Below are 13,637 nucleotides of genomic sequence, written 5' to 3' on the forward strand. Positions count from 1 at the left end.
GTAGAAATATTAATATTGTAAGTAAACTACATAAAAAAATAAGATGAAAAAGGGTATATTTTTGATGTCAGTTCTGGGTGTTCTTTTCTTTGTTCAATCATGTGAAACTAAGAAGGAAAATACTGACTCAACAACAAAAGAAGTCGTAAAACAAGATACAGTAAAAGCGGAGGAATCTTTAGGAAATCCTACAGACGTTAAAGCTGACCCAGGAACTTTCCAAATTAAACCATTAAAATATGGGTACAACGAGTTGAATCAATATATTGATGGGAAAACAATGGAAATTCATTTCTCTAAACATTATTTAGGATACATAAACAAATTAAATACTGCTCTTAAAGAAGCTAATATCAAATCTAATGATATTGTAGATATTCTGAAAAAAATGGATATGAATAATGGAGCTTTAAGAAATAATGCAGGAGGATATTACAATCACATGCTTTATTTTGATATTATGTCTCCAACGCCACAAAAAGAACCTTCAGGAGAATTAAAAGCAAAAATTGACGCAACATTCGGTTCTACAGAAGAACTTCTGAAACAATTGGATGAAGCAGGAGCAAAACGTTTTGGTTCTGGTTGGGCTTGGTTAGTAGTAAAAGAAGATGGTTCTTTAGCAGTAACAAGCACAGCAAATCAAGATAATCCTTTGATGCCAGGAGCAGAAGTTGCAGGAATGCCAATTTTGGGAATTGATGTTTGGGAACATGCCTATTATTTAAAATATCAAAACAAACGCGATGATTATTTGAAAGCGTTTAACAATGTTTTAGATTGGAAACAAGTTGAAGAGAATTACAAGAAAGCAAAGTAAACCTTCGTATAACAATATTAAAAAAGCTTCTCAAAATTTTGAGAAGCTTTTTTAATATATATAATTTTAAATTTAAAAAAAAATTAATTCTTAATTAACGCTTGAGTTTCTGTTGTTCCATCATCATTAAAAATACGAACAATATATTTTCCTTTTCTTAGATTCTGTACGTTAAAGTTTGTTTTCTGACTACCATCTAATTTTTTATTCATGACTTCGTTTCCGATAATTGAATAGATAGAAACAGAACTTGCCTTTGATGGATTGTCAAGTTTTATTGTCAATGTTACACTTGCCGGATTAGGATAAATACTAAAAGAAGATTTATTCTGATCAAATCCCGATTGGGCTGACGCAGGTATTATTGTGAATAAAAAAAGTGTTATAAATAGTATAAGGTGTTTCATATGCTTCTAATCCTAACAAATATAGAAATAAATAATTATAAAACAAACAATTCAAAATATATACCAAATAAAAAAAAGTGATGCTAAATTTTAGCATCACTTTATATATAATAAAAAATTATAATGTATTATAAGCTGTAACGGATATATCCAGTTACTTTTAAGTCAGCATTAACAGCTTTAACTACGTCTTGAACAGAAGTTTTTCCGTCTTTGATTGAAGCTTGGTGAACTAATGTATTCTCTTTGAAGAATTTTTGTAATTTACCTTTAGCGATATTTTCAATCATGTTTTCTGGTTTACCTTCAGCAACTAAAGTTTCTTTAGCGATAGCTAATTCAGTATCAATTACAGATTGAGCAACTTGAGTTTCGTCTAAAGCTACTGGGTTCATTGCAGCAACTTGCATAGCAACGTCACGAGCAACTTCTGAAGCTCCTTCTACGTTAGCAGATAAAGAAACTACAGCTCCAATTTTGTTACCAGCGTGGATGTAAGAATTTACGATAGCACCTTCAATTGCTTGGAATGTACCAATTTCAATTTTCTCACCAATAACACCTGTTTGCTCTGTTAATTTTTCACCAACTGTAATACCAGCATATGGTAAAGCTAATAATTCGTCTTTAGAGTTAACAGTTAAAGCTAAGTCAGCAATTTCGTTTGCCATAGCAACGAAAGCTTCGTTTTTAGCAACGAAATCAGTTTCACAGTTTAAAGCAATTACGATACCTTTAGTTTGGTCAGCATTTACTTTAGCGATAACTGCACCTTCAGTAGACTCACGGTCAGCTCTTTTTGCAGCTACTTTTTGTCCTTGTTTACGTAAAACTTCTACTGCTTTATCGAAATCTCCACCAGCTTCTTCTAAAGCTTTTTTAGAGTCCATCATTCCCGCTCCAGTTGCGTTTCTTAATTTACTTACCTCAGCGGCTGTTGCTTTGTAGCTCATAGTAATATTTTTATTTTGTTTCTTAATATTTTAAATAAAAGTAGCTCATACACCATAAAATGGTATAGGAGCTACAAGGTATATTATATCGATGAATAGATCATCAAGTTAATGTTAAGCTTCTTTCGTTTCAGCTCCTTCTTCTTTACCTTCTTTTGCTTTTTCTTTTTCTGCTTTACGTGTAGATAAACCAGCTTTGATAGAATCAGCTACTGTAGATAAGATGATATCGATAGATTTAGAAGCATCATCATTTGCAGGGATTGGGAAATCTACTTGACGTGGGTCAGTATTTGTATCAACCATTGCAAAGATTGGAATACCTAATTTTTGAGCTTCTGCTACTGCGATGTGCTCACGTACGATATCTACAATAAATACTGCAGATGGTAAACGTGTCATATCAGCGATAGAACCTAAGTTTTTCTCTAAAGATAATCTTTGACGATCAACTTGTAATCTTTCTTTTTTAGATAGTGTTTCAAACGTACCGTCTTTTTTCATACGATCGATTGAATTCATTTTTTTAACTGCTTTACGGATAGTAACAAAGTTAGTTAACATCCCACCAGGCCAACGTTCTGTAATATAAGGCATGTTGATTTCTTCAGCATGCTTAGCTACAACATCTTTCGCTTGTTTTTTAGTTGCAACAAAAAGAACTTTACGTCCAGATGCAGCAATTTTTCCTAAAGCTTCAGATGCTTCATCTAATTTCACTGCAGTTTTGTGAAGGTCGATGATGTGGATTCCGTTTTTCTCCATAAAAATATAAGGAGCCATAGCCGGATTCCATTTTCTTGTTAAGTGACCAAAGTGCACACCAGCACCTAATAAGTCCTTTACATTTACTTTTGCCATTTTCTTTTTTTTAGTTTACGTTCCGTTATCTCAACAAGCAACAAATAAGTGGTCGAAAAATTCTAGCCTTATTTGTTTAGATGCTAAACCAACGGAAAATGGATTTTTTAATGAATTGAATAAATTAACGTTTAGAGAATTGGAATTTCTTACGCGCTTTCTTTTGACCGAATTTTTTACGTTCAACCATACGTGGGTCACGTGTTAATAACCCTTCTGGTTTTAATTGTAAACGAAAATCTGCGTCAATTTCACATAAAGCTCTAGAAATTGCTAAACGAATTGCTTCAGCTTGACCAGTGATTCCACCACCAAATACTTTGATATCTACATTGTATTTCTCTTTCGTACCAGTGATTAAAAATGGTTGTTCTACTTTGTATTGTAATACTGCTGTAGGGAAGTAGTTTGCTAACTCGCGCCCGTTAATGAAGATTTCTCCATTACCTTCTTGTAAGTATACACGAGCAACAGATGTTTTTCTACGTCCGATTTTATGAACTATTGCCATGGAATTAGATTATAAATATTCGTTAATATCGATTTGTTTTGGTTGTTGAGCTTCATGATTGTGCTCTGTACCAACAAATACATGTAAATTAGTCAATAATTTACTACCTAATTTATTTTTAGGTAACATTCCTTTTACTGACTTTTCGATTAAGCGTACAGGATCTTTTGCAAATACTTCTTTTGCAGTTAAAGATCTTTGTCCACCTGGGTAACCTGTGTGACGAATGTATAATTTGTCATCCCATTTGTTACCTGTTAATTGAATTTTGTCAGCGTTTAAAACAATTACATAATCTCCACAATCTGCATGAGGAGTGAAGTTTGTTTTGTGCTTACCTCTGATAAGCTTCGCAACACCTGACGCTAAACGACCTAATGATAAGTCAGTAGCGTCCACAACTACCCATTCTTTTTGAGCAGTTTCTTTGTTGGCTGATGAAGTTTTGTAACTTAACGTGTCCACTATCTTGATTTTTAATATTTTATAAATTACCGACAATCCGATCGGGGTGCAAATGTACAAAATGATTCTGTTTTCCCAAAAGATTTTAGGAATTATTCATCACTTTGAATGATTTGTACCATTTATATGGTTGTCGAAACGTTTGCAAAATTACGTTAATTAATTGAATATCCAATATTTTTTCGAAATAGAAATACAATTTACCTAATATATCTATAAGATGAATTTTAATGAAGAATAAATATTGTTTTACAATGTAATCGGTTAACTAAATAATAAATGAATTGAAAAGCGTGCGATTCAAAATTTGAATCGCACGCTTTTTAGTTATCAGATATGTTATTTTAATCTTTTGAAAAAGGCAAAATAGTTTGAGTTGTAGATCCTAAACCTTCAATTCCGTATTCGATAACATCTCCTGGTTTTAACCATACTTGAGGTGTTTTTCCCATTCCTGAACCTGCAGGAGATCCTGTAGAAATGATGTCACCAGGCATGAATGACATGAATTGAGATAAATAAGATATTAATTTAGGAATACGATAAATAAAATCGCTTGTATTTCCATCTTGCATTAATTCTCCATTTAATTTTAACCAAACTCGTAGATTATTTACATCTTCAATTTCGTCTTTTGTAGCAATAAAAGGACCAACAGGAGCAAATGTATCACATCCTTTTCCTTTGTCCCAAGTTCCTCCGCGCTCTGTTTGGAAAGCTCGTTCAGAAACATCATTAATTAATGCATAACCATAAACATGGTTCATAGCTTCTTCTTCTGTAACGTTGTTTGCTTTTTTACCAATGATGATACAAAGTTCTGTTTCCCAGTCCATTTTTGTAGAACCATTAGGTTGCATAATTCCATCCTGAGGTCCACAGAAAGATTGATTAGCTTTGATAAACATAATTGGTTCTGCTTGTTGTTGCAAACCTGTTTCTTTTACGTGATCATCAAAATTAAGTCCTACACAAACAATTTTCCCTGGACGAGTTAAAGGTGTTCCAATACGGATATCATCTTCAACTAAAGGCAAACTGTTAATGTTTTGCTCAATATATTTTTTTAAAGTTTCTTGTTTTTCATCATTACCGAAAAAATCTTCATCATATACGATTCCTGATGCTGAAACATCAAATTTTGTCCCATCGATAATGATCCCTGATTTTTCTTGACCTTTCGGTCCGAATCTAAAAATTTTCATTTTCTTTATATTTTTTCCGAAGCAAATATACAACGATTAGATTTTTCAAGATTAAATAAAAAAAAGACATCTGTCAGTAACAGATGTCTTAAGTAAATAAATATATTTTTATTTATTCAAAAAAAGTTATTTAGCAATTCCTCTCGAAATTACAATTTTTTGAATTTCTGATGTTCCTTCGTAAATCTGAGTAATCTTTGCATCGCGCATTAAACGTTCCACATGATATTCACGTACATAACCATTTCCTCCGTGAATTTGAACAGCTTCTGAAGCAACTTCATTTGCTGTTTTAGAAGCAAATAATTTTGCCATGGCACCAGAAATTGAGATGTCTTTTCCTTCATCTTTCTCAACTGCAGCTTTGAAACATAACATACGAGCAGCCGTAATATTTGTTGCCATGTCTGCTAATTTGAATGCAACTGCTTGATGATTGATAATTTCTGTTTTGAATGCTTTACGAATTTTTGCATAATCTAATGCTAATTCATAAGCTCCTTGTGCGATACCTAAAGCTTGAGAAGCAATACCAATACGACCTCCGTTTAAAACATTCATTGCGAAAGCAAATCCAAATCCATCTTCGCCAATACGGTTTTCTTTTGGAACTTTTACATCATTAAAAAATAATGAATGTGTATCTGAACCACGAATTCCCATTTTTTGTTCTTTTGGTCCAACTTCAAAACCTTCCCATCCTTTTTCTACAATAAAAGCATTGATTCCTTTGTGTCCTTTTTCTGGGTTAGTTTGAGCAATTACCAAATATGTAGAAGCTGTACTTCCGTTGGTAATCCAGTTTTTTGTACCATTTAATAAATAGTAATCTCCCATATCTACAGCAGTAGTTTTTTGAGAAGTTGCGTCTGAACCAGCATCTGGTTCTGATAAACAAAAAGCTCCAATTACTTGACCTGAAGCTAATGGAACTAAATATTTTTGTTTTTGATCTTCGTTACAATATTTTTCCATACCAGCACAAACCAAAGAGTTGTTTACTGACATAACAACAGCAGCCGAAGCATCAACTTTTGCTATTTCTTCCATTGCAACTACGTAAGAAACGCTATCTAAACCTGATCCTCCGTATTTAGGGTCAACCATCATTCCTAAGAATCCAAGTTCTCCCATTTTCTTTACTGCGTCTGTTGGAAAAGTTGACGTTTCGTCACGTTCGATAACTCCAGGTAATAATTCAGCTTTAGCAAAGTCACGTGCTGCTTGTTGAATCATTAATTGTTCTTCCGATAATTGAAAATTCATGTGATTATTTTTTTATGGTTTTTATTATTTTAATTTTACTCAAATTTCAGAGAAAAAACAAATGCTCTGGTTGATAATGAATTTAAACTTCCAGTCCAATATTGATCTGTAGAAGGTTTGTCAGGGACAATTTCATTATTAAAGAAGAACATTCCTTTTAGTGCTGGAGTTAGCTTAAATCGTTTGAAATAAATTTCAACTCCAATTTCAGCTTGCCAGTTAAAGTTATTCGTTGTTGTTCTGAAAACTCCAGTTTTATTATCGTCTTCTTTATTTTCGTTTGATTGTAAATTCATCAAATAACCCAAACCACCTTGTATATATGGACGAGTATTATACCAACGATTTCCATGAAAATTTAACAATAATGGAATTTCAACATAGGTAGATTTCACTTCACGTTTTACATTGGGATCATCTAAGTAATTAGTATCATCTGTTGGTGTTTCTGCCAATGGTGCATTACGGAAATATAGAATACGTTGAGAAAAATGCAAACCAGGTTCTGATTTTAAATCGATGTAATCATTTACACGCATTTTTGCGATTAACCCGACAGAGAAACCAGCTTTACTTTCTTGATCTAAATAAACCAAACCATACTTATTTACTCCATCCCCAGGTGTTGTTGGATAAGTAGGTGATGTTTTGTCAATTGCTTTTGGAACAATCTTGTAACTCATGATATTAGTTCCCAAGAAATATCCAAAACTAAATTTTTTCTGATCAGTTTCAGTTCTGTTTTCGCTTCTATCATTATTAGGACGAAACTGTGCATTTGCAATACTTGCAACAGTTAACGATAATGCGATGATTAGATTTTTTCTCATAGACTTTCAACGAATAACAAGCAAATTTATTTTATACTTTTATAAATGCTTGCAATACCAAAAGTAAGTTTTTTATCAATAGGTTGTGTGAAATTTACACTTTTCAAAATGTTTTTCATTTCTTCTCCATGTGGAAAAGCACGAACAGAGTCAGGTAAATAAGTGTATGCACTTTGGTCTTTTGAAACCATTTTACCAATTGCAGGCAAAATATTTTTAGAATAAAACGTGTACAATTGTTTCATAGGAAATGAAGTTGGATACGAGAATTCTAAAATAATAAAAGTTCCTCCTGGTCGTAAAATACGATTAATTTCGGCTAAACCTTTTTCCAGGTTTTCAAAATTACGAACACCAAAAGAAACCGTAACACAATCGAATGTATTATCTGGGAAAGGTAAATTTTCTGAATCTCCTTGTACCATTTCGATACGATTTTCCAATCCAGCTTCTTTTACTTTTTTGCGACCAACTTCTAACATTCCGTTAGATAAATCCAATCCAGTAATTTTGGCATCGGTATTTTTCCCCATCATAATAGCTAAATCTCCTGTTCCTGTTGCGATATCTAAAATCGTTTTAGGATGAGAAGCTTTTACCATTTTGATGACATCTTTTCGCCACTGAATGTCGATTCCCATAGATAAAACACGATTTAATAAATCGTATTTAGGGGAAATATTATCGAACATTTGTTCGACTTGTTTCTTTTTATTTAAATCTGATGCTTCGTAAGGAGTTACAGCATCGTGTTGATGATTTGCCATTTTGTAAAGTTATAAAATCTAAATCTTATTCGTAATTTTCGAAATAGAATTGTTTAAAATCTTCTTTGTTAAATATTTTTGATAAATCTGTAGCTTTTTCGCTACCTGCACTTTTAATAAACATTTTAGGATAATCCTGATCGATGTTGTAGTAAAAATTTTCGATGTATAACTGAGAAGATTTTTCGATGATTCCGTGATATATTTTGTTTTCTATTGCAATGTTATTTGATAAAAAGATAGAATCCTTATTTTTTCTAACTCCATAAGGTCGAGTAAATGTGTAATATTCTTGGCGAGCAGGATTTATAAAGCCATTAGCTCTTGTAATATTTACAATTGTATCTACATTTTTGTTATTAAAATTATAAACAATATGTGTTTTTCCTTTTTTCAATTCCACTCGTGCATTTTGTTGTGGTGCAATTGTAAAATCTTTATCGTTAATTTTGATTGTCAAGGTTTTGTTTGATGGATTATCAATTACATATCCGTCTTTTTTATTCAAAAAAGAATTATAGATAATAACGATTAAAGCAATTAATCCACAGACAATTAAAAGACCAATTAATGAAGAATTTTTTTTCATGCTGCTAAATTAATTATACTTTATTAATTTCGGTATGAGTTATTACATATTTTTCATTACTATTTTAATGAAATGTGTAACTTTGTCGCTATTATTTTTATTATTAAAATTGAACAATATTAATATGATAAACTCTGTAATTACAGGTTCTGGACACTACCTACCAAATAGAATTGTTACGAATGAAGATTTTATTAACCACGAATTTTATGACGAAACTGGAAATCGTTTAGAAAAAACTGGTGAAGAAATCACGCGCAAATTTGAGGAAATTACAGAAATCAGAGAAAGAAGATATGTAGAAGATGATTTATTAAATTCTGACATCGCAACTTTTGCAGCTAAAAAAGCAATTGAAGAATCTGGTGTTAATCCAGAAGAATTAGATTATATTATCGTTGGACACAATTTTGGTGATATAGATCCTGTTGGTCATCAAATAGATATTATGCCATCAATTTCGGCAAAGGTTAAACATAATTTAGGAATTAAAAACCTAAAATGTAAACCTTATGATATGACTTTTGGTTGTCCAGGTTGGATAGAATCTTTGATATTAGCTCATCAATTTATTCAAAGCAATATTGCAAAGAAAATTTTGGTAATCGGTTCAGATACTTTATCTCGTGCTGTAGATCCACATGACAGATCTGCTATGATTTTTGCAGATGGAGCAGGAGCAGTAGTTTTAGAAGCGAAAGAAGCAGATTATAAATATGGAATTTTAAATCATGAAACATTAAGTTATACAGGAGATGAATTAGCTTACTTAACAAATAATGTTTCTGTTAATCCAGATTTCAAAGGTTCGGTTAAAACAATTAATATGAAAGGTCGTAAAGTTTACGAATTTGTATTAAAAAACGTTCCACCAGCAATCAAAGAATTGTTAGATGAAACTAATTTATCAATTACAGATATAGATAAAATTTTATTGCACCAAGCCAATGCAAAAATGGATCATGCCATGATAGAACGTTTGTATAAATTATATGGCGTTTCAGTTCCAGAAAAAATAGATCCAATGACGGTTCAATTCTTAGGAAATACATCTGTAGCAACTGTTCCTACAATGTTTGATTTGATTAAAAAAGGAGAATTAGCTCCTCATCAATTTCATGCAGATGATAAAATTATTTTAGCTTCTGTAGGAGCAACAATGAACATTAATGCGGTAATTTACCAATTCGAGAAATAAAAATATAACACATAAATTATTGTGAATACATTCGGAAGATTATTTAAAATCTCAACTTTTGGAGAAAGTCATGGTGTAGCTATTGGCGGAGTAATTGATGGCGTTCCAAGTGGAATCGAATTAGATTTTGATTGGATTCAAGCACAATTAGATCGTCGTAAACCAGGACAATCTGCAATTGTCACGCAACGAAAAGAACCTGATACAGTACAATTTCTTTCAGGAATTTTTGACGGAAAAACAACAGGTGCCTCTATCGGTTTTATTATTCCGAATGATAATCAAAAATCACACGATTACGATCATATCAAAGGTGTTTTTCGTCCTTCTCATGCCGATTTTACATACGAAACAAAATATGGCGTACGAGATCATAGAGGTGGAGGAAGAACTTCTGCTCGAGAAACTGCAAATTGGGTTGTAGGTGGAGCTGTTGCAAAGCATGTAATTCCAAATATCAATATTACAGCATATGTAAGTGGAGTAGGAGAATTGAAATTGACGAATGATTATTCTGAATTGGATTTTTCTAAAATTGAGGAAACAGCAGTTCGCTGTCCAGATTTAGAAATGGCAGAAAAAATGATTGATCGAATCAAAGAAATACGCAAAGAAGGTGATACAATTGGTGGAGAAGTAACTTGCGTAATTCAAAATGTACCTGTTGGTTTAGGTGAACCAATTTTTGATAAATTGCATGCGCGTTTAGGACAAGCCATGTTATCGATAAATGCTGTGAAAGGTTTTGAATACGGAGAAGGTTTTGCTTCTACATCTATGAAAGGTTCTGAAATGAATGATCAATTCAATCAAGATGGAACAACAAAAACCAATTATTCTGGAGGAATACAAGGTGGCGTTTCAAATGGAATGGATATTTATTTCAAAGTAGCTTTCAAACCGGTTGCAACATTAATGCAAGAACAAACTACATTGAATGCAAATGGCGAAATGATAGAAATGCATGGAAAAGGTCGTCACGATCCTTGTGTAGTGCCAAGAGCTGTTCCTATTGTAGAAAGCTTAGCTGCGATGGTTTTAGCTGATATGTTACTAATACAACGAACAAGAAATATATAAAAAAATCACGGTAAAAGTTTACCGTGATTTTTTTTACTCTTTATTTCTCTTAAGAATTAAATCTTCTAATTTATCAACACAATTGGTTAAAATTTCATATCCATCTTTTTTGATGAGTACAGTATCAGAATGTCTAAAACCTCCAACTCCTTCTATATAAATACCAGGCTCTATACTTACAATCATGTTTTCTTCTAAAACTGTTTTGTCTCCAACAGCCAAATAAGGACCTTCATGATTGCCTAAACCAATTCCATGTCCTGTTCTGTGTAATAAATTATCACCTAAACCTTTCTCTTTTATAAAATTTCTTGAAGCATAATCAATATCCTCAGCTATAACTCCAGCTTTTAATATTTCATAACTCTTTTTTCTAGCTTCTAACATTATTTCGAAGACCTCTTTTTGTTCGTTTGTTGGATCAGAAGTAAAAAAAGTTCTTTCTAATTCTGCAGCGTAGCCATTAATTCTAAAAAAAGATAAACTTATGTGAGTTCCTTCTATAAGTACATCATCAATTCTAGGAACACCATGTGGTTGAAAAGCAATTCGACTTGGCCAAGCGGCAATTAATAATTCAGAAGATAAGTCAAACTCGCCTTCTTTAATTAAGCTTGCTTGAATATGACTCGCAATTGATAAAACTTCATATTCGGGCATTCCATAATATGCTTTTTGGTTAAGAATATCTACAGCTTTATCACAATATTTTGATGTATGTCTTATTAATTCAATTTCTTTATCAGATTTTATCCAACGTAACTGCTCAATAATATGACTTAATTTAGTAGGATATTGCTGTTCTAGTAAAAAGTTTCCTATTTCGAAAGGAGATTTACTAGATAAACCGACTACAGAGCCGCTAGGAATTTCTTTTAGTAATAAATCTTGCCAACGATCAGGAGATTGGGCAGGATATTCCCAATAATAAAGAATTTCATCAACATTAGAAACATGTTTTAAGTGAGGATATTCCATTTTAGGTAAAATAAATTTTACTTTATCCTTGGTGATTAAAAGTAGAAAAATTCTTTCTAAACTTTTATAAGTTAATCCCGTCAAATAGAAAATTTCCTCTTCTTCAGAAACTATAAGTGTATCTATATCTTCTTGTGCTAATATAGATTTTATTTTTTGTATTCTGTTTTTGTATTCTTCGGTTGATATTTTCATAATACTTAATATTTAGATTGGTGTTTTAAAGATATAAAATATTTTCTAATTGATATAGATTACAGCAATTTAAGTAAAAAATATTGGAAATATTTTTCTCTCAAATAGTAGTTTTTTTACTAGTTTAGAAATAAATAATTGTATCAATTATAAACCATCTGGCTTCTTATCAAGAGAACCTGTTGTTCTTCCATTTAAATTTACCGGGTTTACATTTAAAGTTTGAATAACATTTTTATTTATTGCTATTGTATTAATTGACCAATTGCCGTTTTCTTTAGGTGCTCCTCCAGCATAGTCTGCATAAATTCTCCATGTTCCATCTTGGATAAAAGTATAAACATTTAGAGGATTGTATGAATTTGCGTAAGTGCTATATATAAATGCACTTGTTGAATTTCCTATTCTAAACTGAGAACCTACTACTACTAAAGTGTATTCATTAGCAGGAATTTTAGTATCAAAATTACTAATATAATCTAAGCTAACATTATTGATTTTAAATTCTAAATAATTGAAAGAAAAGTTGTTATTAGTTGAAGAAGTTATTTTCTTTAAAACACCATCTTTATTTACAACAACAGGATACGATAATTCATTATTAGTAGGGGCATCAACTTTTTGAACCCTTAGGTCTCCATTAATATCTAGGCTATTTGTAGGTTTATCGGTGTTTATTCCTACTTGAGCAAATGATATTCCATTAATTAAAGCTAGTCCAAAAAAACAAACTCCTTTTCGTTATTTTAAATTTGGCTGAATTCATACATTTTAGATTTGGCTGTAAAATTATAAAAAAAATATAGGTAATTATTTATTTTATGATATAAGTGATTGATTTTTAACACTTTCAATTTGTTTATAGTTTGTTGTTTTGTTAATTGAAAGTGAAATATTATCCATATATCTTCGTATATAATAAATACCCATAAATAAAAATAAAATTTTACTACAAAGCCTTTCTAGATATTGTATAAAACCTTTTTTTGAGTAAATGAATAAGATTAAAAAGGTATGATTGTAGATTATGCTTCCCTTATACTTCCAATAGATGTAAAATAAAAGATGTTTATTGGAATAGATTGAATGTTTCTAAAATGTGCGAAATAAATCTTTTTTGTATGTTTCTCCAATAGGTAATATTTTATTATTGAGATGGATAGAGTTTCCATCGATTGAAGTTAAGAAGTCTAGATTGATGATATACGAACGATGAATTCTTCTAAAATTAGCAGGTAATTTCTCTTCAAAAGACTTCATAGTTTCTAATACCAATAGCTTTTCAGTTTTGGTATGAATACGAATATAATCCTTCAAACCTTCAACATAAATTAAGTCCGAAAAATTAATTTTTATTTGTTTTCCATCTGCTTTTACAAATAAATAAGTCGAATTATTTTTAGTTGATGTTGTATAAAAAAAATCGAAATACTTTTTTATTGCAGCATCAAAACGTTCTTTTGTAATCGGTTTTAATAAATAATCCACAACATGAAAATTAAAACTTTCTAA

Annotated in this window: 15 protein-coding genes; 3 read left to right on the plus strand and 12 right to left on the minus strand. The window is 31.3% G+C overall.

Annotated features, from left to right (window positions below):
- The first annotated feature begins 43 nt into the window (after nt 1-43).
- Complete coding sequence (locus ACMHJW_RS06320) at nt 44-820, plus strand: superoxide dismutase (RefSeq protein WP_413532565.1); 777 nt, start codon at nt 44-46, stop codon at nt 818-820.
- A gap of 83 nt (nt 821-903) precedes the next feature.
- Here ACMHJW_RS06320 and ACMHJW_RS06325 read toward each other — a convergent pair whose 3' ends face one another.
- The 10 genes from ACMHJW_RS06325 to ACMHJW_RS06370 form a co-directional block, all read right to left on the minus strand.
- The gene (locus ACMHJW_RS06325; protein ID WP_413532566.1) at nt 904-1,227 is read right to left on the minus strand and encodes a T9SS type A sorting domain-containing protein; all 324 of its coding nucleotides are present in this window, start codon (nt 1,225-1,227) and stop codon (nt 904-906) included.
- Nucleotides 1,228-1,355: 128 nt separating this feature from the next.
- Nucleotides 1,356-2,180 carry a translation elongation factor Ts gene (tsf, locus tag ACMHJW_RS06330; protein WP_413532567.1) on the minus strand — a complete coding sequence of 275 codons (825 nt, stop codon included), beginning with the start codon at nt 2,178-2,180 and terminating at the stop codon, nt 1,356-1,358.
- A gap of 114 nt (nt 2,181-2,294) precedes the next feature.
- Nucleotides 2,295-3,041 carry a 30S ribosomal protein S2 gene (gene rpsB / locus ACMHJW_RS06335; protein ID WP_413532568.1) on the minus strand — a complete coding sequence of 249 codons (747 nt, stop codon included), beginning with the start codon at nt 3,039-3,041 and terminating at the stop codon, nt 2,295-2,297.
- A gap of 124 nt (nt 3,042-3,165) precedes the next feature.
- Complete coding sequence (rpsI, locus tag ACMHJW_RS06340; RefSeq protein WP_413532569.1) at nt 3,166-3,552, minus strand: 30S ribosomal protein S9; 387 nt, start codon at nt 3,550-3,552, stop codon at nt 3,166-3,168.
- A gap of 9 nt (nt 3,553-3,561) precedes the next feature.
- A complete protein-coding gene (rplM, locus tag ACMHJW_RS06345; protein ID WP_019975767.1) occupies nt 3,562-4,017 on the minus strand; it encodes a 50S ribosomal protein L13 in 456 nt (151 codons plus the stop codon).
- A 344-nt stretch (nt 4,018-4,361) separates the two neighbouring features.
- Nucleotides 4,362-5,222: a fumarylacetoacetate hydrolase family protein gene (locus tag ACMHJW_RS06350; protein WP_413532570.1), complete on the minus strand. Its 861-nt coding sequence runs from the start codon at nt 5,220-5,222 to the stop codon at nt 4,362-4,364.
- A gap of 126 nt (nt 5,223-5,348) precedes the next feature.
- The gene (locus tag ACMHJW_RS06355) at nt 5,349-6,488 is read right to left on the minus strand and encodes an acyl-CoA dehydrogenase family protein (RefSeq protein WP_413532571.1); all 1,140 of its coding nucleotides are present in this window, start codon (nt 6,486-6,488) and stop codon (nt 5,349-5,351) included.
- Between the two features lie 35 nt (nt 6,489-6,523).
- On the minus strand, nt 6,524-7,318 hold the full coding sequence (locus ACMHJW_RS06360) for a porin family protein (RefSeq protein WP_413532572.1): 795 nt from the start codon (nt 7,316-7,318) through the stop codon (nt 6,524-6,526).
- A gap of 26 nt (nt 7,319-7,344) precedes the next feature.
- On the minus strand, nt 7,345-8,085 hold the full coding sequence (gene ubiE / locus ACMHJW_RS06365; protein WP_413532573.1) for a bifunctional demethylmenaquinone methyltransferase/2-methoxy-6-polyprenyl-1,4-benzoquinol methylase UbiE: 741 nt from the start codon (nt 8,083-8,085) through the stop codon (nt 7,345-7,347).
- 25 nt (nt 8,086-8,110) lie between these two features.
- Entirely contained in the window at nt 8,111-8,674 is a 564-nt protein-coding gene (locus ACMHJW_RS06370) for a hypothetical protein (RefSeq protein ID WP_413532574.1), read from the minus strand.
- Between the two features lie 124 nt (nt 8,675-8,798).
- On the opposite strand from ACMHJW_RS06370, the gene ACMHJW_RS06375 reads away from it, so the two are divergent.
- Together ACMHJW_RS06375 and aroC are read left to right on the plus strand one after the other, a co-directional pair.
- Nucleotides 8,799-9,872, plus strand: a complete 1,074-nt coding sequence (locus ACMHJW_RS06375) for a 3-oxoacyl-ACP synthase III family protein (protein ID WP_413532575.1) — start codon at nt 8,799-8,801, stop codon at nt 9,870-9,872.
- A 15-nt stretch (nt 9,873-9,887) separates the two neighbouring features.
- On the plus strand, nt 9,888-10,952 hold the full coding sequence (gene aroC, locus ACMHJW_RS06380; RefSeq protein WP_413532585.1) for a chorismate synthase: 1,065 nt from the start codon (nt 9,888-9,890) through the stop codon (nt 10,950-10,952).
- 33 nt (nt 10,953-10,985) lie between these two features.
- On the opposite strand, the gene ACMHJW_RS06385 is transcribed toward aroC, so the two are convergent.
- A complete protein-coding gene (locus ACMHJW_RS06385) occupies nt 10,986-12,125 on the minus strand; it encodes a M24 family metallopeptidase (RefSeq protein ID WP_413532576.1) in 1,140 nt (379 codons plus the stop codon).
- Between the two features lie 1,092 nt (nt 12,126-13,217).
- The coding region (locus ACMHJW_RS06390) for a LytR/AlgR family response regulator transcription factor (protein WP_413532577.1) at nt 13,218-13,637 on the minus strand (420 nt) is incomplete at its 5' end.

It is taken from the genome of Empedobacter brevis (assembly GCF_965118635.1).
Classification (GTDB): domain Bacteria; phylum Bacteroidota; class Bacteroidia; order Flavobacteriales; family Weeksellaceae; genus Empedobacter; species Empedobacter brevis_A.